General features: G+C 73.1%; 20 protein-coding genes. 8 read left to right on the top strand and 12 right to left on the bottom strand.

Features of this window, described 5'->3' with window-relative positions; all coding sequences use genetic code 11:
* Positions 1-97 precede the first annotated feature (97 nt).
* Positions 98-1,702 carry a FadD3 family acyl-CoA ligase gene (locus tag J3R08_RS13475; RefSeq protein ID WP_280841900.1) on the bottom strand — a complete coding sequence of 535 codons (1,605 nt, stop codon included), beginning with the start codon at positions 1,700-1,702 and terminating at the stop codon, positions 98-100.
* 139 nt (positions 1,703-1,841) lie between these two features.
* Here J3R08_RS13475 and J3R08_RS13470 point away from each other — a divergent pair, with 139 nt between their 5' ends.
* Complete coding sequence (locus J3R08_RS13470; RefSeq protein ID WP_064446337.1) at positions 1,842-2,993, top strand: acetyl-CoA C-acetyltransferase; 1,152 nt, start codon at positions 1,842-1,844, stop codon at positions 2,991-2,993.
* Positions 2,993-3,799, top strand: coding sequence for an SDR family oxidoreductase (locus J3R08_RS13465; protein WP_043324825.1), 807 nt, complete (start codon positions 2,993-2,995; stop codon positions 3,797-3,799). Before J3R08_RS13470 ends, J3R08_RS13465 begins: the two co-directional genes overlap by 1 nt.
* An 85-nt stretch (positions 3,800-3,884) precedes the next feature.
* Here J3R08_RS13465 and J3R08_RS13460 read toward each other — a convergent pair whose 3' ends face one another.
* Genes J3R08_RS13460 through J3R08_RS13450 form a run of 3 tightly spaced genes read right to left on the bottom strand, consistent with a single transcriptional unit; the run spans position 3,885 to position 7,066 of the window.
* Positions 3,885-4,985 (bottom strand): acyl-CoA dehydrogenase family protein, encoded by a 1,101-nt coding sequence (locus J3R08_RS13460; RefSeq protein WP_209961423.1) that lies wholly within the window; start codon positions 4,983-4,985, stop codon positions 3,885-3,887.
* A gap of 10 nt (positions 4,986-4,995) precedes the next feature.
* Positions 4,996-6,144, bottom strand: a complete 1,149-nt coding sequence (locus J3R08_RS13455; protein WP_199496114.1) for an acyl-CoA dehydrogenase family protein — start codon at positions 6,142-6,144, stop codon at positions 4,996-4,998.
* 37 nt (positions 6,145-6,181) lie between these two features.
* Positions 6,182-7,066 carry an SDR family oxidoreductase gene (locus tag J3R08_RS13450; RefSeq protein WP_209961421.1) on the bottom strand — a complete coding sequence of 295 codons (885 nt, stop codon included), beginning with the start codon at positions 7,064-7,066 and terminating at the stop codon, positions 6,182-6,184.
* Positions 7,067-7,178: 112 nt separating this feature from the next.
* Here J3R08_RS13450 and J3R08_RS13445 point away from each other — a divergent pair, with 112 nt between their 5' ends.
* From J3R08_RS13445 to J3R08_RS13430, 4 genes are read left to right on the top strand one after another with little or no spacing between them, the layout of a single operon-like run.
* The gene (locus J3R08_RS13445; RefSeq protein WP_064446342.1) at positions 7,179-8,393 is read left to right on the top strand and encodes an MFS transporter; all 1,215 of its coding nucleotides are present in this window, start codon (positions 7,179-7,181) and stop codon (positions 8,391-8,393) included.
* A gap of 35 nt (positions 8,394-8,428) precedes the next feature.
* Entirely contained in the window at positions 8,429-9,250 is an 822-nt protein-coding gene (locus tag J3R08_RS13440; RefSeq protein WP_209961419.1) for an SDR family NAD(P)-dependent oxidoreductase, read from the top strand.
* Complete coding sequence (locus J3R08_RS13435) at positions 9,243-9,845, top strand: nuclear transport factor 2 family protein (RefSeq protein WP_209961416.1); 603 nt, start codon at positions 9,243-9,245, stop codon at positions 9,843-9,845. Before J3R08_RS13440 ends, J3R08_RS13435 begins: the two co-directional genes overlap by 8 nt.
* Positions 9,838-10,605: an SDR family oxidoreductase gene (locus tag J3R08_RS13430; protein WP_209961413.1), complete on the top strand. Its 768-nt coding sequence runs from the start codon at positions 9,838-9,840 to the stop codon at positions 10,603-10,605. Before J3R08_RS13435 ends, J3R08_RS13430 begins: the two co-directional genes overlap by 8 nt.
* Positions 10,606-10,615: 10 nt before the next feature.
* Here the strand turns inward: J3R08_RS13430 and J3R08_RS13425 are convergent, their stop codons facing one another.
* Together J3R08_RS13425 and J3R08_RS13420 are read right to left on the bottom strand one after the other, a co-directional pair.
* On the bottom strand, positions 10,616-11,425 hold the full coding sequence (locus tag J3R08_RS13425; RefSeq protein WP_209961410.1) for an SDR family oxidoreductase: 810 nt from the start codon (positions 11,423-11,425) through the stop codon (positions 10,616-10,618).
* The gene (locus J3R08_RS13420) at positions 11,422-12,162 is read right to left on the bottom strand and encodes a hypothetical protein (protein WP_051611041.1); all 741 of its coding nucleotides are present in this window, start codon (positions 12,160-12,162) and stop codon (positions 11,422-11,424) included. Before J3R08_RS13420 ends, J3R08_RS13425 begins: the two co-directional genes overlap by 4 nt.
* Positions 12,163-12,373: 211 nt before the next feature.
* Between J3R08_RS13420 and J3R08_RS13415 the strand changes: the two genes are divergently transcribed.
* Positions 12,374-13,627, top strand: coding sequence for a MaoC family dehydratase N-terminal domain-containing protein (locus J3R08_RS13415; protein WP_209961408.1), 1,254 nt, complete (start codon positions 12,374-12,376; stop codon positions 13,625-13,627).
* Positions 13,628-13,637: 10 nt separating this feature from the next.
* Positions 13,638-14,591, top strand: a complete 954-nt coding sequence (locus J3R08_RS13410; RefSeq protein WP_043324832.1) for a zinc-binding dehydrogenase — start codon at positions 13,638-13,640, stop codon at positions 14,589-14,591.
* A 5-nt stretch (positions 14,592-14,596) separates the two neighbouring features.
* On the opposite strand, the gene J3R08_RS13405 is transcribed toward J3R08_RS13410, so the two are convergent.
* The 6 genes from J3R08_RS13405 to J3R08_RS13380 are packed head-to-tail and all read right to left on the bottom strand — an operon-like array spanning position 14,597 to position 20,385.
* On the bottom strand, positions 14,597-15,121 hold the full coding sequence (locus J3R08_RS13405) for a nitroreductase/quinone reductase family protein (RefSeq protein WP_051611044.1): 525 nt from the start codon (positions 15,119-15,121) through the stop codon (positions 14,597-14,599).
* A complete protein-coding gene (locus J3R08_RS13400; protein ID WP_209961406.1) occupies positions 15,118-16,587 on the bottom strand; it encodes an MmgE/PrpD family protein in 1,470 nt (489 codons plus the stop codon). Before J3R08_RS13400 ends, J3R08_RS13405 begins: the two co-directional genes overlap by 4 nt.
* 3 nt (positions 16,588-16,590) lie before the next feature.
* On the bottom strand, positions 16,591-17,424 hold the full coding sequence (locus J3R08_RS13395) for an ATP-binding cassette domain-containing protein (RefSeq protein ID WP_209961404.1): 834 nt from the start codon (positions 17,422-17,424) through the stop codon (positions 16,591-16,593).
* Positions 17,424-18,482, bottom strand: a complete 1,059-nt coding sequence (locus tag J3R08_RS13390) for an ABC transporter ATP-binding protein (protein WP_064446347.1) — start codon at positions 18,480-18,482, stop codon at positions 17,424-17,426. The genes J3R08_RS13395 and J3R08_RS13390 overlap by 1 nt, the downstream gene beginning before the upstream one ends.
* 26 nt (positions 18,483-18,508) lie before the next feature.
* Complete coding sequence (locus J3R08_RS13385; RefSeq protein WP_043324834.1) at positions 18,509-19,447, bottom strand: ABC transporter permease; 939 nt, start codon at positions 19,445-19,447, stop codon at positions 18,509-18,511.
* Positions 19,444-20,385 (bottom strand): ABC transporter permease, encoded by a 942-nt coding sequence (locus tag J3R08_RS13380; protein WP_043324835.1) that lies wholly within the window; start codon positions 20,383-20,385, stop codon positions 19,444-19,446. Before J3R08_RS13380 ends, J3R08_RS13385 begins: the two co-directional genes overlap by 4 nt.
* Between the last annotated feature and the right edge of the window lie 44 nt (positions 20,386-20,429).

Below are 20,429 nucleotides of genomic sequence, written 5' to 3'. Positions count from 1 at the left end.
CGGCGGTGCCGTCGGTGTCAGGTCTGGTCGGGGCGTCGGGCCTGCCGGCGAGCAGGGCACCGGGGCCGGTGCGCCCGCACGAAGCGCAACGCCGGGCTCACCCGGTGAGCTTGAACTTCTGGATCTTTCCGCTCGCGGTTCGTGGCAGCGCCGCAACGACGGTGAAGCTGCGCGGGCGCTTGAAGTTGGCCAGCCGCTCCCGGCACCACGCCTCGAGCTCGTCGGCGAGCGCCGACTCGTCACCGGTCCAGGCGGGAACGGTCTGCACGAAGGCGCTGCCGACCTCGCCCATCCGCGCGTCGGGGACCCCGACGACCGCGACGTCGAAGACGGCGGGATGTTCGGACAGCACCCGCTCGACCTCGGCGGGGTAGACGTTGAAGCCCCCGACCATGTAGACGTCCTTGATCCGGTCGGTGATGCGCAGGTAGCCGTCCTCGTCGACCCAGCCGACGTCACCGGTGTGCAGCCAGCCGTCCTCGTCGATGGCCTGCGCCGTGGCGTCCGGGTCCTCGAAGTAGCCCGCCATCACGTTGTAGCCGCGCACGAGGATCTCGCCCGACTCGCCGGCCGGCAGCGGCTGTCCGTCGAGACCGGCGATCCGCAACTCGGTGCCCGGGATCGCCCGCCCGCAGCTGGTCGAGATCCGTTCGAGGCCGGCGTCGGGCGGGCACACGGTAGCGGTGCCGCACGTCTCGGTCAGGCCGTAGGCGGTGATGACGTCGCGGAAGCCGAGTTCCTCGCGCATCCGGCGCAGCAGCGGCACCGGCACGATCGTGGCGCCGGTGACGGCCAGGCGTACCGAGCTGAGGTCGTACCTGCCGAGGTCGGGGTGTTCGAGCAGGGACGTGTAGACGGTGGGCGCGCCGGGGAAGACCGTGACCCGTTCCTGCTCGATGAGACGCAGCACGGTCTCGACGGCGAACACGGCGACCGGGATGATCGTGGCGCGGGTGAGGAGGCAGGCCAGGATGCCGGCCCGCCAGCCGAAGCTGTGGAAGAACGGGTTGACCATGAGATAGCGGTCGCCTCGCCGCAGCCCGACGAGTCGGGCCCACTCCCGGTCGACGCGAAGGTTCGAGGCGTGCGAGACCATCGCGCCCTTGGGGTAGCCGGTGGTGCCGGAGGTGAACAGGATGTCGGACACGTCCTCCGGGGCGAGGGCGGCGATCCGTTCGTCCACGACTCCGGGGTCGACCTGGTCGGCCAGCGCGGTGAAGCCCGCCAGGGACCACACGCCGTGATCGGTCTGCTCGCGGCCGGTGGCGGACAGGTCGACGACGGTACGCACCGAGGGCAGCAGTGGCACGGGGCGGCCGACGGCCGGTGACGGCCCGTCACCGCGCAGCGCGGCCAGGTAGTGGGCGTCCAGGAAGGTGTCGTCCAGGACGACCATCGTGGCCCGGACCTTGGCGATGACGGACCGTGCCTCCGCACCACGGAAGCGGGTGTTGACGGGGCACAGCACGCCGCCCGCAGCCAGCACGCCGAGGGCGCTGACGACCCAGTCGGCGCTGTTCGGGGCCCAGACGACGACGCGGTCCCCCGGCTCGAGACCGTGCGCGACAGCGGCCCGCGCGAACCGGTTGACGGCCGCGTCGAGCTCGGCGAAGGTCATCCGCACGTCCCCGTCGACGAGGGCCTCCAGCTCGGCGGCGTCCTGCGCGGCCTGCCGCAGCAGGGCGGGGATCGTGGTCAACACGTCACTCACGCACATCTCCTCACGCGGAGCCGGTCACTTGTCGGAAACGAGGCACAGACTACCAACCAAGCGCTTGCTAGACTAGCGGCAGCGACGCCGGCGGCACCGACCGGTGAGGCATCTGAAGGAAGGGAACCCGGTGGCAGAGGCATACATCGTGGACGCCGTCCGCACCCCCGTCACGCGACGCGGTGGCGCGCTCGCCAAGATCCACTCCGCCGATCTGGGAGCCGCCGCGCTCACCAGCCTCATGAGTTCCTCGGGGATCGACCCCGGCGCCGTCGAGGACGTCGTGTTCGGCTGTGTCGACACCATCGGCCCACAGGCCGGTGACATCGCCCGCACCGCCTGGCTCGCCGCCGGCCTCCCGCAGCACGTACCCGGCGTCACAGTGGACCGGCAGTGCGGCTCGAGCCAGCAGGCGGTGCACTTCGCGGCCCAGGCCGTCATGGCCGGAGTCAACGACGTCGTGGTCGCCGGGGGCGTGCAGAACATGAGTGCCATCCCCATCTCGGCCGCGATGCTCACCGGTCAGCAGTACGGCTTCGACGACCCCTTCTCCGGGTCGATCGGCTGGCGCGAGCGCTACGGCGACGAGCAGATCTCGCAGTTCCGCTCGGCCGAGATGATCGCCGAGAAGTGGGGCGTCAGCCGGGAGGACATGGAGCGCTTCGCCCTGCGAAGCCACGAGCGGGCCCTGCGGGCCATCGCCGAGGGCCGCTTCGGCCGCGAGATCCGCGCCGTCGGCGACGTCGACACCGACACCTGCCCGCGCGCCGACACGAGCCTGGAGAAGATGGCCGCCCTCGACCCGCTGACCCCCGGCGGCCGGGTCACCGCCGCCGTGGCGAGCCAGATCTGCGACGGCGCGGCGGCCCTGCTCGTCATGAGCGAGCAGGCCGTGGCCGAGCACGGCGTGACCCCGCGCGCCCGGATCCACCACCTGTCGGTACGCGCCGACGACCCGGTGCTGATGCTCACCGCCCCGATCCCCGCCACCGCCCACGCGCTCGAACGCACCGGAATGTCGATCGACGACATCGACCTGTTCGAGATCAACGAGGCGTTCGCCTCGGTCGTGCTCGCCTGGCTCCAGGAGACGGGGGCCGACCCGGAGCGGGTCAACGTCAACGGCGGCGCGATCGCCCTGGGCCACCCGCTCGGCGCCACCGGCGCCCGGCTGATGACCACCCTTCTGCACGAGCTCGAACGCACCGGCGGCCGCTACGGCCTGCAGGTGATGTGCGAGGGCGGCGGCCAGGCCAACGTCACGATCATCGAGAGGCTCTGATGACCCACTCCCCCGCGACGCCCGGCGGCGTCGACCTGACCGGCCAGGTCGCCGTCGTCACCGGAGGCACCCGTGGCATCGGCGCCGAGATCACCCGCGCCTTCCTCCGGGCCGGGGCGCGGGTGATCGTGTGCGGCCGCAGCGAGCCCGAGGAACTGCCCGGGATCGACGGACGCACGCCCGTCTTCGTCCAGTCGGACGTACGCGACCCGGAGCAGGCCAAGGCCCTCGTCGCCGCGGCGGTGGACCGGTTCGGCCGGCTCGACATCCTGGTCAACAACGCCGGTGGCGCACCGAGCGCCGACACCGCGACGGTGTCCCCCCGCTTCGTCTCGGCGGTCGTCACGCTCAACCTGCTCGCCCCGTTCTACGTCGCCCAGCAGGCCAACGAGGTCATGCAGCGTCAGGGCAGCGGGACGATCATCAACATCGGCTCGGTCGCCGGAGCCAACCCGGCCCCGGACACCGCCGCGTACGCCGCGGCCAAGGCGGGCCTGACGATGCTGACCCGGTGCCTCGGACTCGACTTCGCGCCCGCCGTACGGGTCAACCAGGTGACTGTGGGTCTCGTGCAGACCGAGCTGTCGCATCTCTACTACGGCGACGAGGCGGGGCAGGACCGCGTGGCGCGGACCATCCCCATGCGGCGGATGGCCACCCCGGCCGACATCGCCGCGGCCTGCCTGTTGCTCGTCTCGCCGCTGTCCGCCTACGTCACCGGCACGGAGATCGTCGTCGACGGTGGTGGGGAGATCCCGTCGCGGCACCTGGCCGCCCAGCCGCCCGGCGCCGGTCCGCTCGGCTGAGCGCGCGGGGCATGTACGGCGGAGGGGCCGCACCGGTTCGGTGCGGCCCCTCCGCTCCTGCCTGCCGTGGAGTTCGGCGCCTCGCTCAGAGGCCGGCGAGCGCCGCCACCTCGGCGCGGACCGCCGCCGCAGAGCCGGCCAGCAGCTGCGCCGACTTGCCGCGCTTGAAGAACAGGTGTGCGTGGTGTTCGAAGGTGAACCCGATGCCGCCGTGCAACTGGATCGCCTCGGCCGCGACGGTCATCAGCGTGTCGGCGCACACGAGCTTGGCCAGCGCCGCGTCGTGCGAGCGGGTGGCGGCCCCGGTGCGCAACGTCGTGACGAGGTGGTCGGCGGTGGCCCGCGCCCCGGCGACCGCGACGGCGAGGTCGGCGCAGCGGTGCTTGAGGGCCTGGAACGACCCGATCGGGCGGCCGAACTGCTCCCGCACCTTGAGGTAGTCGACGGTGAGGTCGAGGCAGGCGCGGGCGGCGGCCGCCGACTCCAGCGCGAGCATCGCGCGTACGTGGTCCAGCAGCACCCGGGCACCGTCGCCGCCGGGGGCGTCGACCCGGGTGGCGGCGGCCTCGCGCAGGCGCACGGTGCTCAGCCGACGGGTCTGGTCGAGCGTCATGTGCGTCCGCACGTCCACCCCGTCGGCGGCCCGGTCCACCGCGTAGACGCCGAGCTCACCGCCCTCGTTGCGGGCGGTGACGAGAACGACCCGGGCGGCTTCGGCCCCGGGGACGAGGGTCTTCGTCCCGGTCAGCGCCCACTCGTCCCCGGCGCCGGTGGCCCGGGTGGCGGTCTGCCCGAGATCCCAGCCCGCGCCGTCCTCGGCGAGCGCGACGGCCAGGGTCAGCTGCTCGTCCACGACGCGTGCCAGCAGGGGCTCGGCGCTCGGGCCGAGGGCGCGGGCGGCGAGGATCGCGGTGAGGCTCGTCGCGAGCGCGCCCGGCACGAGCCGGGCCCCGAGCTCCTCGATGACGGCGGTCGCGGCGGGCACGTCCAGGCCGAGGCCGCCGAGGTGCTCCGGTACGACGAGGCCGAGCAGGCCCAGCTCGGCCGTGAGCAACTCGTGCAGCAGCGGGTCGTAGCCCCGCTCCCCGACCATGACCTCGTGGGTTCGGCGCAGGTCGGCCTGCCCGTCGAGCACCTCGGCCACGGAGGCACGGATCTCGGCGAGGTCCTCGGGCGTTCCGGTCATCGTCCTCACCTCATCGGGGCAGGCCGAGCAGGCGCTCGGCGATGATGTTGCGCTGGATCTCGTTGGAGCCGCCGTAGATCGTGTTGGCGCGGCTGAAGAGGAAGTGGGTCTGGGCGTCGTCCAGCTCGTACCCGGGCCCGGTGAGCAGCGCCCCGGCCCCCTCGACGTCGACCGCGAGCTCACCCAGCGAGCGGTTCCACGTGGCCCACTGGAGCTTGGAGATCGACGCCTCCAGACCGGACAGCCCCTCACCGGCGGACGCGAGCAGCCGCACCGCCGAGTGCCGCATCACCTCGAGCCCGATGTATGCGTCGACGAGGCGGTCACGCAGCGCCGGCTCCTGCCAGGCGCCGTTGGAGCGGGCCCGGGCGATGACGGCGTCGAGGCGCCGGCGGAAGCCGATCTGCTGGCCGAGGGTGGACACGCCCCGCTCGAAGCCCAGCGTGCCCATGGCGACCTTCCAGCCCTCGCCCTCGGCGCCGACACGGTGCTCGACGGCGGCGACGGCCTCGTCGAAGAAGACCTCGTTGAACTCGCTCGTGCCGGTCAGCTGGGTGATCGGGCGCACCGTCACGCCGGGCTGATTCATCGGCACCAGCAGGTACGACAGGCCCGCGTGGCGGGTCGAGCCGGGATCGGTGCGGCACAGCACGAAGCACCAGTCGGCCAGGTGCGCCAGCGAGGTCCACACCTTCTGCCCGGTGATGACGTAGTGGTCGCCCCGGCGTTCGGCGCGGGTGCGCACTCCGGCGAGGTCCGAGCCCGCGCCGGGCTCGGAGTAGCCCTGGCACCAGATGTCCTCGCCGCTGGTGATGCGGGGCAGGAAGCGGGCCTTCTGCTCCGGCGTGCCGAACGCGAGCAGGGTCGGGCCGAGCAGTTGCTCGGACATGTGCCCGAGCCGGCCGGGCGCGCCGGCGCGGGCGTACTCCTCGTGGAAGATGACCTGCTGGGCGAGGGTCGCCGGGCGACCGCCGTACTCGGTGGGCCAGGAAAGGCCGATCCAGCCGGCCCGGCCCAGGTGGCGCTCCCACTCGCGGCGCAGCTCGTGCGCCTCGTGCTCGCGTCCCTCGCCGCCGGTGCCGACGGCCTCGGCGAACGGCCCGGTCAGGGCCTCCTGGAGCCAGCCGCGGATCTCGGCCCGGAACTGCTCGTCGCTCACCGGCGCACCGGTGGCCCGCGCTGCGTCAGCACCCATGTCAGGCACCGTAGACGGGGGTCGGCGGCTCGGAGCGGGCGATGAGGTCGGCGACCACGTCGGTGAGCTCCTCCGGTTCCCATCGGCCGCCCTTGTCGGCGGCCGGCCCGTGGCGCCAGCCGTCGGCGAGCGAGACCTCGCCGCCGGCGACCTCGAAGACGGCGCCGCTGACGGCCCACGCGGCGTCGGAGCCGAGCCAGACCACGAGCGGGGAGACGTTTGCCGGGTCCATCGCGTCGAAGCCCGTCGCGGGGGCGGCCATCGCCTCGGCGAAGACGGCCTCGGTCATCGGGGTACGGGCCGAGGGGGCGATGGCGTTGACGACGATGCCGTACCGGGCCCACTCGGCGGCCGCGATCTGGGTCAGCGCGGCGATCCCGGCCTTGGCGGCGCCGTAGTTGCCCTGTCCGACGCTGCCCATGAGCCCCGCGCCGGAGGACGTGTTGACCACGCGCGCGGCGACCGGGCGGCCGGCCTTGGCCTCGTCCCGCCAGTAGGCGGCGGCGTGGCGCATCGGGACGAAGTGTCCCTTGAGGTCGACCCGCAGGACCAGGTCCCACTCCTGCTCGCTCATGTTGACAAGCATCCGGTCGCGGTTGATGCCGGCGTTGTTGACGAGGGTGTGCAGCCCGCCGAAGGTCTCGACCGTCTCGCGCACGAGGCGCTCACCGTAGGCCCAGTCGCTGACGTCGCCGGTGCTGACGACCGCGCGACCGCCCAGCGCGCGGATCTCGTCGACGACGGCCTGGGCCGCCGCCCGGCTGCTGTCGATGTCGTTGACGACGACGTTCGCGCCCTGCCGGGCGAATTCGAGGGCGTGGACCCGGCCCAGCCCCTGTCCGGCACCGGTCACGATCACCGTTCGTCCTGCGCAGAAGCCGCTCACGGCACGCCCTTTCACTCGAGGTACGGGAAGAAAACCACACCCGGCACTAGCTATGCAAGCAAGCGCTTGGTAGGGTCCCGGAAACGACAGAAGGATGGCGAAAGACGTGAAAATGTTCTCGGCCCTGCAATTCCGAGACTTCCGCTTCGTACTCCTGACCCTGGTGTTGTCCCAGGCCGGCTACTGGGGCTGCAACATCGCCTTCCAGTCGGTGCTGATCGAGAGCGACGCCACCCCGGCGACGATGGGGGCGCTCTTCTTCTGTCTGCTCGTGCCGTTCACGCTCTTCTCCATCCCGGCCGGGGTGCTGGCCGACGCGGTCGACCGACGGCGGCTGCAGATCGGCGTACTCCTGGCGACCACCGTCCTGGCCGGGGTCTGCGCGGCGACGATCGCGGCCAGCATCGTCGCCCTGCCCGTGATGCTCGGGCTCGCCTTCCTCGCCGGCACCGGAATCAGCTTCCTGTCCCCCGTGACCCAGGCCCTCGTGGCAAACACCGTCCCGGCCGAGGCGCTCGGCCATGCCGTCCCGATCCAGGCGGCCGGGCTCAACCTCGCCCGCTCGATCGGCCCCGCGGTCGCCGGGCTGATCCTCGTGGCCTGGGGACCGCTGGGCACGTTCGTGATGTACGCGACGCTCACTCTCGCCGCGGCCGCCGCCGCGGTAGCGGTCCGCACCCGGCGCATCCCGCCGGCCGTCCGGGTGGCCCGGGAAAGCCTGACCACCCAGGTACGCGCCGGGATCCGGCACGCCCGCGAGCGTCCCCCGGCCGCGCTCTGCCTCGTCATCGTCGCGGTGAACGCGTTCTTCGGGTGCGCCTTCACCACCCAGCTCCCCGTCCGGGCGGCCGCGACCACTGACAACCCGGATCCGGTCTTCCCCGTGCTCGTGGCGCTGACCGGGCTGGGCTCGCTCCTCGGCATCCTCGTCGTGGCCCGTCTGTCCGAGCGCATCGCCACCGTGTGGCACGCCGCTGTCACCCTCGTTCTGCTCGGCCTGAGCAACGCCCTGCTCGGCGCCGCCACGACGGTGCCCGTGCTCGCGGCGGCCGCGCTGCTGTGCGGCACGTTCAGCATCGGCGCCATGGTGACCCTGCAGACGGTGGTCCAGAAGGTCGTCGACGACGCGCAGCGCGGCCGGGTGATGAGCCTCTACTTCCTCGGCTGGGGTGGCATGCCGTTCGGCGCCCTCCTGCTCGGCGGGCTGAGCACGTGGCTCGGCTCCACGACCGCGTTCCTGCTGTACGCCGCCGCATGCCTGGCCACGGCCGCCACCGTGCTCCTGTGGTTGCGTCGCGGACGCGCCGACCCCCTCCCCGCGACCTGACCTCCCCCGGCCCTCCCACCTCCTCAGGAGTTGTCGTGACCGACCAGTCCTCCCCGACCGCGCCCACGGCGGCACTGCCCGTGCCCGCCGACTTCGTCCACCGCGCCGGCGTCGCGCTCGTCACCGGCGGCACCGGCGGCCTCGGCCGGGTCATCGCCCGCGAGCTGGCGCGTCGAGGGTCGGCGGTGGCGATCACCTACCGCACCGACGCCGACGCCGCCCGGCAGGTGCTCGACGAACTGCCGCCCGTCGCGTCCGGCACGCACTCGGCGCACCACCTCGATCTCACCGACGCCGAGGCCACCGCCGCGCTGGTGGCGGAGCTCACCGGGAGCCGCGGGCCGCTGCACACGGTCGTGCACGCGGCCGGGCCGCACGTGCCCATGCGGCACCTGTCCACAGTGCGCCCCGAGCAGTTCGCCATGCAGGTCGCAAACGACACGACCGCCTTCTTCACGCTGGTCTCGGCCTGTCTCCCGGCCCTGCGGCAGAGCCGTGGCAACGTCGTGGCGATCACGACCGCGGCGACGACGCGCTATCCCGCCCGGGACGGCCTGTCCGCCGCGCCGAAGGCGGCGCTCGAGGCGCTCGTACGGGCCTTCGCCAACGAGGAGGGCCGCTTCGGCATCCGGTTCAACTGCGTCGGGCCGGGCATGCTCACCGACGGGATGGCCGAGCGGCTGATCTCCTCGGGGGACCTCGACGAGCGCGCCCTGGCCGTCGCCCGGTCCTCGACTCCACTGCGGCGGTTCGGCAGTGCCCTCGACATCGCCGAGGCCGCCTGCTTCCTGGCCAGCGACCGGGCCGGCTTCATCTCCGGGCAGAAGCTCGACGTCGACGGAGGCTTCGGTGTCTGAACCGTCGCGGCCCTTCCCGGCCGGCCCGGTCGAGCTGGACGCGCTGCTCGCCGAGCGGGCCGTCGAACGGGCCCTGCTGCGCTATGCACGCGGGATCGACCGGATGGACCGGGACCTGGCCGCGAGCGCCTTCCACCCGGACGCCCGGATCACCCTCGGCGGGACCACCGCCGACCGGGACACGATGCTGGACACGGTCTTCGCGCTCGTGGCGCGGCGCACCATGACGATGCACTACCTGACGAACATCCTGGTCGAACTCGACCCGGCCGACCCGGACCGCGCCCGGGCCGAGACGTACGGCATCGCGTTGCAGCGCAGCACGTCCGAGCCGCCACGCGGCAACATCATCAGCGGGTTCCGCTACGTCGACCTGGTCACCCGGCGCGCGGGCGAGTGGCGCGTGCAGGAACGCCGCACCGTCTCCGAGTGGCAGCGGGTCGACGACCTCGCCGGCCAGTGGCCGATCCCCGAAGCGGCACTGCGGGGAGCCCGCGACGCCTCCGACCCGATCAGCAGCCCGTGGCCGCCCGGCGGCCCGGCTGCGGAGGCCGGGCCGGACCCGGCCCGCGAGCCCGGGCGCCCCTGTGGGTGACCCGCGGCCGGGGGTCGGCGCCGGCGCGCCGCGGCTCGGCTTCCGTACGGGCGACGTCGTCGTCGTGACCGGGGCCGGCAGCGGGATCGGCGCGGCGACCGCGGCAGCAGCCGCCGCCCAGGGACTCGTGGTGTCCGCCTGGGACCTCGACGCCGCCGCACTCGCGGCGGTGAGCGCCGCCGTCCGCGCGACGGGCGGGGTGGTCGACCCGCACGTGGTCGACGTCGCCGACGAGGCGGCCGTGCGCGCGGCCCTCGCCGCGACTTACTCGGCGTACGGGCCGGTGCGCCACCTCGTCAACAACGCCGGCCCGTCCTCGGCGACCGAACTCGACTTCGACCACGCCGTACGGCTGTGTGCCGGCAGCGTACGGTCGGTGACCCGGGCCTGGCTCGAACAGGCCCCGCCCGGGGCGACCCTCGTGAACACCGCCTCGGTCGCCGGCACCGTCGTGGGCACCGCCTCCGACTGGTACAGCGCGGCGAAGGCAGCGATCGTCGGCTACACCCGGCACCTGGCCGCGCACCGGGCCGACGTCGTACGGGCCAACGCGGTCGCACCCGGCATGGTGGACACCCCGAGGTTGCGGGGCTTCGCCGGGTCTCCGACGGGGCAGTCCGTGCTGGCCCGGGTGCCGAGCCACCGGATGGCCACACCGGATGAGATCGCCTGGCCGATCCTCTTCCTGCTCTCGCCGCTGGCCTCGTACGTCAACGGGGCGGTGCTCGTCGTCGACGGCGGGTGGACCGTCACGCAGTGAACGCGGCCGGTCAGCTCGGGTCGGTGCCCGGGCCGCCGAGCATCGCCCGCATCCCGCCGTGGTTGCCGGCGACGAGGGCGGCCCGGTCCGGGCCGGAGCGCCGCGCGGCGACCTCGGCCTGCTGGCGCACCACGTGCACCGGGCCGGCGCCCAGGGCCGCCAGCCCCTCGGCGGCGACGTCGGCCGGGTCGGCCGCGCCGGTCAGGTCGAGGCCGGCGCGCGCCATGGCGGGGGTGGCAGTGAGCCCGAGCACCAGGTGCAGCACGTCGACACCGACCTGCCGCAGCTCGAGCCAGAGGCCCTCGGTGAAGATCCGGGTGAAGGCCTTGGCGGCGGCGTAGACGCCGATGTCGGCGTGGCCGAGGTAGCCGGCCGAGGAGCCGACGACGAGGATGCCGCCGCGGCCGCGTGCGGCGAGCCGGGCGCCGAGCTCCCGGCAGAGCTCGAGCGGGCGGGTGACGTTGAGATCGATGACGGCCTGGATCCGGGCGAGGTCCGCCTCGACGAAGCGGCTGCGGTAGGTGTTCGCGCCCGCGTTGAGGACGAGCAGGCCGAGGTCGAGGTCGGCGACGGCCTCGACGATCCGGGCGGTCGCGTCCGCGTCGAGCAGGTCCAGGGCGAGCACGCGGCACGGGACCCCGTGCGCCCGGACCCGGTCGGCGGTCTCCCCGAGCGGCGCGGGCTTGCGGGCGACGAGCACGATGCCCAGGCCGGCCCGGGCCAGCTGCTCGGCGAACGCGGCGCCGACCCCCTCGGAACCGCCGACGACCAGGGCCCAGGGCCCGTAGCGCTCGAACAGTCCGGCGGTGGCTTCGCTCATGCCACGCGGTCCGTCGCCGTGGCGGGCTCGTCGAACCAGTCCCACTCCCAGGGTGTGATGGTGGCCAGGGGCCCGGTGAACAGCGGGGTGGCCGTGCCGGCGAGCGCCGTGGGCGGGGCCGCCGGCGGGTCCGCGGCCAGGGCCCGCGCGAACTCGACCGGGTCGGCTTCGAGGTAGGTGAGCCGGATCCGCACGACGGGTCCGTCGGGGCGGCTGCGGCTCGGGGCGCTGCGGAAGGTCCACACGCCCGCGACGCCGTCGCGCGCGAGCAGGTCGGGCACCTGCGTCTCGTGCTCGAACCGGGACAGGTCGGCCACGTCCGGGCGCTGGGACGTCTCGACCCGGCTCACCTCGACGTACACCCCGCGGTGGGGCCGGAACGGCAGCGCGGCGAGGGTGACCAGGGCCCGGGGGGCGACGTGGCCCTGGACGGGCCGGAACATCCGGGTCATCGGCCGTTCGGTCCAGGCCAGCTCCGGACGCCGGCCCTGGTGGATCGCCCGGTCGCCGAGGTCCGTCCACTCGGCGACCGCGTCCGCGGCCGGCTCGGCGAACCAGTACATCGCCATGTACTGGCTGCCGGCGAGGGCGGGATCGGGGTAGCTGCCGAGCCGCTCGCACGCGGGCGTACGCACCCAGCGGTCGCCGTGCACGACGCCGGGCAGGGCGAGGTTCTCGGGGCGGTGGTCGAGCTGATGCCAGGCGTTGTAGTCGCGATGGCGGGCGGGGTCGGTCACCTTCGGAAACGAGAAGAAGGCTCGGGTGGCTGTCGCTGGGGTGCTGGGGAGCATCTCGGCCCTCTTCGCGGGTCGGGGCGCTGGTGACGCACGATCGGTCCGGTGTCGCCGCCGGGGCGCGGCCGGTGTTTCGAGCCTTGACCCTAGGGCAGCGCCGGTCATATGGTCAAGCAAGCGCTTGGTTGACACCGTTGTCCGCAAGAGGAGCCCCATGACCGGCAGTGACGCGGATTTCCGCGCCCGACTCGACGCTCTGATCGGCCTCACCGACCCGCCACGCCGGGCCAAGGACGCGATCACCGAAGCGGCCATCCGCGTCTGGTGCGACGCCGTCGGCGACGAGAACCCCGCGTACCAGGACCCCCGGTGGGCCGCCCGCTCCGTCTGGGGCGGCATCGTGGCCCCGGCGACCTCGCTGAACATGTGGACCCTGCCGGGCAACAGGCGCGCTCACCGCCACGCCGAGAGCCTCGACCGGGTCAACGAGGTCCTCGCCACGCGCGGGTTCACCTCGGTGGCCGCGGTGCAGACGGAGCACACCTACGTACGCCCGCTGCGCCCCGGCGACCACCTGGAGCAGTTCCCCTCCATCGGCGCGGTCTCCCCCGAGAAGTCCACCCGGCTCGGCCGGGGCCACTTCGTCGACCTCGTCAGCGACTACCGCACCGTCGAGGGCGAGCCGGTCGGGCGCGTCGTCCTGCGGATGCTCCGCTGGAACCCGGCGACCCGGACCGAGGGCCCGGCGAGGTCAGGGGACCGCCTCGCCCGCCCGGTACGCCCGGCCGCCGCCCCGGTCGACCTGCCGCCGGCCGGCACCACCGGCACCCTGACCGCGCACCTGCAACCCGGCTACGCCGCCGCCCCCCTCGACGAGCGCCCCTACCTCGTCGGTAGCGCCGACCTCGCCGACGGGACCCGCTTCACCGGAGACGTCGCGTACCTGCGCCCCGACCTCGTGCACGACGGCATGCCGGTCGTCGTGGCGCATCGGCGCACCCGCGACGGGGCGATCCTGCCGGTGCTCACCGCCCCCCGGCCGCAACGCCGCACGAGCACCCGCACCGGGGCCGACGTGAGCATCGGGCAACGCCTCGCCCCCTGGCCGATCCCGGTCACCCAGCTGTCCATCGCGGCGCTGGCGACCGCGACCTTCGACTTCAACGACGTGCACCTCGACCGCGACGCCGCCCTCGAACGAGGCGCCCGCGACGTCTACATGAACATCCTCGGCTCCAGCGCGCTGGTCAACTGCTACCTCACCGACTGGGCCGGACCGGAGGCTCGCGTCGTCGACTTCCGCACCCGCCTCGCCGCGCAGAACCACCCCGGCGACACCTGCACGCTCGACGGCGTCGTCACCGGCCTGCAGCCGGCGGACGGGGGAACGCACGTCACCGTCGACGTCCGCGGCACCAACAGCCTCGGCGACCACGTCATCGCCTCCGCCACCATCGCCCTGCCCTGAGAGGAATCGCGTGCTCGCCAGCTACGTCGTCGACTCCGGCTCCCCCGACAGCCTGCGCCTCGGCCAACTCGACGCCCCGGCGCCCGGCCCCGGTCACGTGCTCGTGCGGGTCCAGGCGGCAAGCCTGGACCGGGTCGACACCTACATCCGTCGCGGCACCCACGGGATGGCGGTCACCGGCCCGACCATCCTCGGCCGGGACGTCGCCGGCACCGTCGTGCGGACCGGTCCGGGCGTCACCGGCTTCACCGCCGGCGACGCGGTCGTCGGGCTGACCACCGGCGCCCACGCGGAGTACGCCGTCGTCCCGGCCACGCACTGCTTCCCGCGACCGGCCGCGCTCGACGCCGTCCACGCCGCGGCGGTGCCCACCGCCGGACGCACCGCCTACGACGCGGTCGTCAACCTCGCCGGCGTACGCCCCGGCGACCGGGTCCTCGTCGTCGCCGCCGCGGGCGCGGTCGGCACCTTCGCCGTCCAGTACGCCCACCACCTGGGCGCGCGCGTCTTCGGCACCAGCGCCCCGGCGAAGGCCGACGCGGTACGCGCTCTCGGCGCGCTCGACGTCGTGGACCACTACCGCCCCGACGTCGTCGAGTCCCTGCGCGCCGCGCTGCCCGGCGGCGAGGTGGACGTCATCGTCGAGTCGGTCGGCGGCACCCTCTGGTCCGACGTGCTCAAGGTCCTCGCCCCCGGCGGCCGGCTGGTCACCTGCGGCGTCACCGCCGACAGCCACGCCCACCTGCACCTGGGTCGCCTCATGGTCAAGGGCTGGACGCTGCGCGGCATCGGCCGGCCCGGGCCCGAGGCGGTGGCCGGCCAGCTACGCGAGGCGCTCACCCTCTCGGCCGTGACCGCCGCCCCCGCGATCGCCGCGACGTACCCGCTCGAGCAGGCCACTGTCGCGCACGACCGGCTGGAGGCGTCCGAGTTCGTCGGGCGGATCGTCCTCACCACCGGCTGAGCCGCTCAGGCGAGCGGCTCCCCCGAGACGGCGGTCAGGACGACGAGCGGGATCTGCCGCCCGAAGCCGGCGGCCCGTTCGGCGTAGCGTCCCACGTTCGGCTTGCGCGCCACGACGTGCGCGAACAGCTCCGGGTCGCGCTCGCCGTCGGTCACCCGCGCCCGCACCGGGACCGTCCTGCGCCGCAGGACGATCCAGCACAGTTCGTGGTGACGCGCGTTGACCACCCAGGCGGGGTCCTTGGGGCCGCCGCCCTTGGAGCCGACGACCACCAGATCCTTCCCGTACGGCACGTAGGGCAGCGCCGCGTCGCGCAGTTCCCCGGAGCGACGGCCCACAGTCGTCAGCAGCAGCGTCGGGTGGTACGGGAACCTGCCCGCCAGCGCGTACTGCAACGACACGAGCGAGAACCCGGTCCGTCGCACGAGAAAGCGGTCGAACGCCATCCCGCGCGGCCCGCGGATGACGATCAGCCACGACCGGCCGTACGAGGCGAACGACCTCGTCTCCGCGCCGATCCGTCGGCTCACCGCGCACGCGCCAGCAGCGGCGACAGCGTCTCGGCGACGTCGGCGACGTCGTCGATGCCCCGGACCACCTCGACGAGCCGCTCCTGCGCGCCCGCGTCGAGGATCCCGTCGCAGAACGAGGCCAGCTTGCCGGTCACGAAGTCCCAGTCCGCCCGCGTCGTGTCGTCCCACGGGTCGCCCTGGGCGAAGTCCGACTCGACCACGTACTCCCGGCCGCCGGCCCGGATCGTCAGCGCGCCCCGCGTCCGGCGGATCTGGCCGCCCGGGTGTTCCCTGAGGTCGGCCTCCCACTCCGCGTCGAGCACCGGGTCGGGCGCCGTCGTGATCCGGCGCGCCAGGTCCCACACCGCCGGGTCGGCCAGCCGCTCGGGGTCGTACCACTGCGGTCCCGGTGCGTGCCCGAGCAGCGCCAGCGCCGCGGCGTACGGCATGTTGAAGGCGCCGTCCAGCGGCGCGACGGCGGTGTCCGGGATCTGCGGGGCCGGCTCCCGGAACTGCAACGTCCGGTAGGCCGCCGGGCTCAGCCGGATCTCCATGGACTCGATCTGCGACACCGGCACCCCGTGGGTGCCCGGGAACGCGCGGATCGCGTCGAGCGCCGCGTGGGTGAAACGGCACGTCGGGTACGGCTTGAGCGACGTCTCGGTGATCCACCACTTCGACCCCAGGCCGGCGACCATCTCGTGCCGCTCGCCGCCGAGGAAGCCCATCGCCTCGATGAAGCCCGGGGTGCGGTCCAGCACGTCCAGGTCGCCGGTGTAGCCCTCCTCGGCCAGCGCCGCGCCGAGCATCCCGGCGTGCGCGATCGCGCCGTACGGGCCGTACTTGAACGCGTTGAACGAGCGCCGCTCGGCCATGTAGGAGTTCTTCGCCGGCGGGGCCAGCCAGGCGACCAGGCCGAGCGCGTGGGTCAGCCGCTCCGGCTCCCAGCCGCCGACGACAGCGCACGCCGCGGCCGCGCCCATCGAGGCGTACCCGTGCGACGACAGCGGCGACCAGCGGAACTGTCCGTCCTCGAAGGCCATGAGCGAGGTCGACAGGTTCAGCCGCGCGTTGATCTCGAACGCGATGATGCTCGCGCGCAGCAGGCTCGCCCCGTCGGCGTGCAGCCGCTCGGCCTCCGCCAGACCGGCCGCGACGCCGAACACCGCGAAGTGCGCCGAGTTGAAGAACGTGTCGTCGGCGTCCAGCGCGTTCATCATGTCCGCGTTGGCGTGCGCGGCGTTGATCGCCGCGACCCGCTGCTCCAGCCCGAACACGGTCGCCTCGGCGGGGCCGCCGAACCGGGCCGCGACCCGCTGGACCATGCGGCTGCGCCGCAACCGCACCGCCGCCAGCCCGCAGACGAGCGAGTCGAGCAGGACGAGCTTGCCGTAGTCGCGTACCGACTCGGGGATCTCCTCGTCGCGCGTGGTCGCGAACCGCGCCAGCAGCTGCGTCCGGGTCGGTTCCGTCGTTCCGGTCACCGTTCAGCCCACCCTTCCGGGCGCGACGAGCCGGTTGCCCTGCGCGTCGCGCGGCAGCGGCACGGGGATCGCCGCGAGCAGCTTCTTCGTGTACTCCTGCCGCGGGTTGGCGAAGATCTGGTCCGTGGTGTCCGTCTCCACCACCTCACCTGCGGCCATCACCATGACCCGGTCGGCGATGACCTCGACGAGGGCCAGGTCGTGACAGACGAACAGGTACGCCAGACCCAGCTCCTCCTGCAGCTCCCGGAGCAGGTTGAGCACCTGCGCCCGGACCGACACGTCGAGCGCCGCGACCGGCTCGTCGCACACGATGAGGCTCGGCTTCATCGTCAGCGCCCGGGCGATCGCGACCCGCTGCAACTGCCCGCCGGACAGCTCGGCCGGGTAGCGCTCCAGGTAGCGCGAACCGATGCCGACCTTGTCGAGCAGCTCGACGGCTTCCTTCTCCCGCGTGGCCCGGTCCTTGTCGGTGTGCACGAGGAGAGGTTCGGCGACCGCGTCCCTGATCGTCATCCGCGGGTCGAGCGAGCTGTACGGATCCTGGAAGATCATCTGCATCCGCTGGCGCAGCGCGCGCAGTTGCTTCGGCTTCGTGGCCAGCACGTCGATCCCGTCGAAGGTCACCGAGCCGGAGTCCGGCTCGATGAGGCGCAGCACCATGCGCCCGACCGTCGACTTGCCCGCGCCGGACTCGCCCACGACGGCGAGGCACTCGCCGCGCTCCAGGGTGAAGCTCACCCCCTTGACCGCGTTCAACCATTTCGTACGCCGGCCGAGCCAGTCCCGGCCGGCGCTGAACGACTTCGTGAGGTTCTCGACTTCGAGCAGGCTCATCAGACCGTCACTCCATCCAGAGAGAGCTCCGCGGCCCGCACGCACCGCGCATGGTGCTCGGCGGCGCCGTCGAGACGGACCAGGCCGGGGTGGGCCACGTCGCACCGGCCCGGCACGGCGAACTCGCACCGGCTGCTGAACCGGCACCCGTGCGGCCAGGCGCCCGGCGCCGGGATGCCACCGGGGATCGCGCGCAACCGCCGGTCGGTGCTCAGGCCCGGCTTCGGGATCGAGCCGATCAGGCCGGACGTGTAGGGGTGCCGCGGGTGGAAGAACAACTGCTCCGAGGGCGCGTTCTCGGCCACCTCGCCGGCGTACATGACCACGACGTCCCGGCACAGCTCGGCCACCACCGCGAGGTCGTGGCTGACGAACAGCAGCGCCACCCCGGTCTGCTCCTGCAGGTCGCGCAGCAGTTCGAGGATCCGTTCCTGCACCGTCACGTCGAGCGCCGTCGTCGGCTCGTCGGCGATGAGCAGGCGCGGGTTGCACGCCATGACCATCGCGATCATGACGCGCTGGCACATGCCGCCGGAGAACGCGTGCGGGTAGTCGTCGATCCGCTGCGCCGCCCGCGGGATCTGCACCATGTCGAGCATCTCGACGGCACGGGCCCGGGCTTGCTTGCGGTTCATGCCCAGGTGCTTGCGCACCGACTCGGCGATCTGGTCCCCGACGGTGTACGCCGGGTTGAGGCTGCGGATCGGCTGCTGGAAGATCATGCCCATGCCCGGGCCGCGCAGGTCCCGCCACTGCTTCTGTGTGCCCGCGGTGAGATCCACGCCGTCGAAGACGATCCGGCCCGAGGCGATCCGTCCTCCGGTCGCCCCGGTCAGGCCCATCACCGCGATGGAGGTCACCGTCTTGCCCGACCCGGACTCGCCGACCAGGGCCATCGAACCGCCCGGCTTGAGCGAGAACGAGACGTCCTGGACGGTCGTCTGCCAGCCGCCCGAGGGCGAGGGGAACTCGACGCTCAGGTTCTCCACGCGCAGCAGGTCCGCCGTTCCGCCGGTGGCGTCGGTCCTGGTGCCGGCGGGCGCCGTTTCACGTGCCATGTCAGCTCCTGGTGGTTGCCGGACGGTCAGTTGCCCGAGCGGGTGCGCACGAGGGCGCGACGGACGCCGTCACCGACGTAGGTGAAGGCGAGGACGGCGAGGAAGATCATCACGCCGGGCGGCCACACGAGGTACGGCGCGAGGCGCATGTTCGACGAGGCGGTCGAGAGCATCGAGCCCCAGCTGGCCGCGGGGGCCTGGACGCCCAGCCCGAGGAAGCTCAGGCTCGCCTCGGCCGCGACGGCGGTACCAAGCGACACCGAGATGACGAGGATGATCGGCGGCAGCACGTTGGGCAGCACGTGCCGCACCGCGATCCGCAGGGTGCTGCAGCCCAGGGCGATCGAGGCCTCGATGTAGGTCTCGTGCCGCACGTCCATCGTGCCGGCGCGGGCCACCCGGAAGAAGCGCGGGGCCATGACCAGGCCGATGGCGAGCATCGCGTTGGTGATGCCGGCGCCGAGGACCGCGACGATGGTGATGGCCAGCACGAGCGACGGGGCGCTCATCAGCGCGTCCATGATGCGGGTCAGGATCGCGTCGACCCAGCCGCCGCGGTAGCCCGCGATCATGCCGAGCGGCAGACCGAGGACGAGCGCGACGGCCGCGGCCTGCAGCGCCGCCCACAGCGAGACCCGCGCGCCGAAGATGAGCCGGCTCAGCACGTCCCGGCCGTAGTCGTCGGTCCCCAGCCAGTGCTCGGCGTTCGGCGGCCGGAGCCGCAGCAACAGGTTCTGCACGTCGGGGTCGTACGGCGCCAGGGCCGGGGCGAAGATCGCGATGAAGGTCAGCACGAGCAGGAAGACGCCGGCCGCGATCGTCGCGGGGCGGCGCACGATGCTCTTGAGGATGCCGGGGGCGGCGACCGGCTCCGGTTCGCCCGTGCCGATGGCCGCCGCCGGCACCTCGGCGAGGCCCGAGTCGTTCCCCGGGGCCGGAGCCGAGGGGGTCTGGTTGGCGCTCATGACCGCACCTTCGGGTTGAAGTAGCCGTAGGAGATGTCGACGATGAGGTTGACGAGCACGACGACAGTCGTGCTGAACAGGACGAAGCCGAGCAGCACCGGGATGTCACGGCCCTGCACCGCCTCGATCGCGGTACGACCGAGGCCGGGCATGTTGTAGATCATCTCGATGGTCACCGACCCGGCGAGGACCTCCGCGACGCGGAAGCCGAGGACGGTGACGACGGGGATGCACGCGTTCTTCAGGGAGTGCTTGAACACCACGCTGGATCGCGACAGTCCCTTGGCCTCGGCGTTGAGGACGTAGTCGGACTTCATGACCTGCCCGAGCGCCGAGCGGAGTTGCAGGGTCACCTCGGCCGCGGGTAGCAGGCCGAGGGCGATGCCCGGCAGGACGAGGTGCGACAGCCACGGCCAGAAGCCGTCGGCCAGCGGCTGGTAGCCGAACGCCGGAAACATCTGCAGGCCCACCGCGAAGACCGAGGCGAGCACGAGGCCGAACCAGAAGCCCGGGATGGCGATCGCGATCGAGGCGAGCCCGTTGACGAACCGGTCGACGATGCCACCGGAGCGCAGCGTGGCCACGAGGGCGAGGGTGGCCCCGAGCACGACGGCGAAGATCATCGCGACGAGCACCAGCGACATCGTCGTGGCCATTCGCCGCGTCAGCAGCTCGATGACTGTCTGATCGGACAGGAAGGACGTGCCGAGGTCGCCGCGCAGGACGTCGCCGACCCACATGGCGTAGCGCACCAGGACCGGAGCGTTGAGGTTGAGTTCCTCGCGGATCGCCTCGACACGTTCCGGGGTCGGCTCGTCGCCGGCCAGGACGACGGCCGGGTCGCCCGGGGCGAGTTCGATCAGGGCGAAGACGAGCAGCGGGACGACGAACAGCAGGGGTATTGCCGCGAGCAAGCGCCTGCTGGCGTAGCGGATCATGTCCTACCTCGACTCTGAGCGTGTGCCTGGGACTGCGCCTCGCA

This window comes from Micromonospora sp. HB375 (assembly GCF_017872985.1).
Lineage (GTDB): Bacteria > Actinomycetota > Actinomycetes > Mycobacteriales > Micromonosporaceae > Micromonospora > Micromonospora chalcea.
The sequence above is the reverse complement of the archived record's forward strand: the minus strand, read 5'-3'. Positions and strand labels throughout refer to the sequence as shown.

What these genes read in the sequence shown, in the direction of transcription:
- J3R08_RS13465 (WP_043324825.1), top strand. Translation starts at nt 2,993, where the DNA reads ATGACCCACTCCCCCGCGACGCCCGGCGGCGTCGACCTGACCGGCCAG.
- J3R08_RS13460 (WP_209961423.1), bottom strand. Translation starts at nt 4,985, where the DNA reads ATGACCGGAACGCCCGAGGACCTCGCCGAGATCCGTGCCTCCGTGGCC.
- J3R08_RS13445 (WP_064446342.1), top strand. Translation starts at nt 7,179, where the DNA reads ATGTTCTCGGCCCTGCAATTCCGAGACTTCCGCTTCGTACTCCTGACC.
- J3R08_RS13425 (WP_209961410.1), bottom strand. Translation starts at nt 11,425, where the DNA reads ATGAGCGAAGCCACCGCCGGACTGTTCGAGCGCTACGGGCCCTGGGCC.
- J3R08_RS13415 (WP_209961408.1), top strand. Translation starts at nt 12,374, where the DNA reads ATGACCGGCAGTGACGCGGATTTCCGCGCCCGACTCGACGCTCTGATC.
- J3R08_RS13395 (WP_209961404.1), bottom strand. Translation starts at nt 17,424, where the DNA reads ATGAGCCTGCTCGAAGTCGAGAACCTCACGAAGTCGTTCAGCGCCGGC.
- J3R08_RS13390 (WP_064446347.1), bottom strand. Translation starts at nt 18,482, where the DNA reads ATGGCACGTGAAACGGCGCCCGCCGGCACCAGGACCGACGCCACCGGC.
- J3R08_RS13385 (WP_043324834.1), bottom strand. Translation starts at nt 19,447, where the DNA reads ATGAGCGCCAACCAGACCCCCTCGGCTCCGGCCCCGGGGAACGACTCG.
- J3R08_RS13380 (WP_043324835.1), bottom strand. Translation starts at nt 20,385, where the DNA reads ATGATCCGCTACGCCAGCAGGCGCTTGCTCGCGGCAATACCCCTGCTG.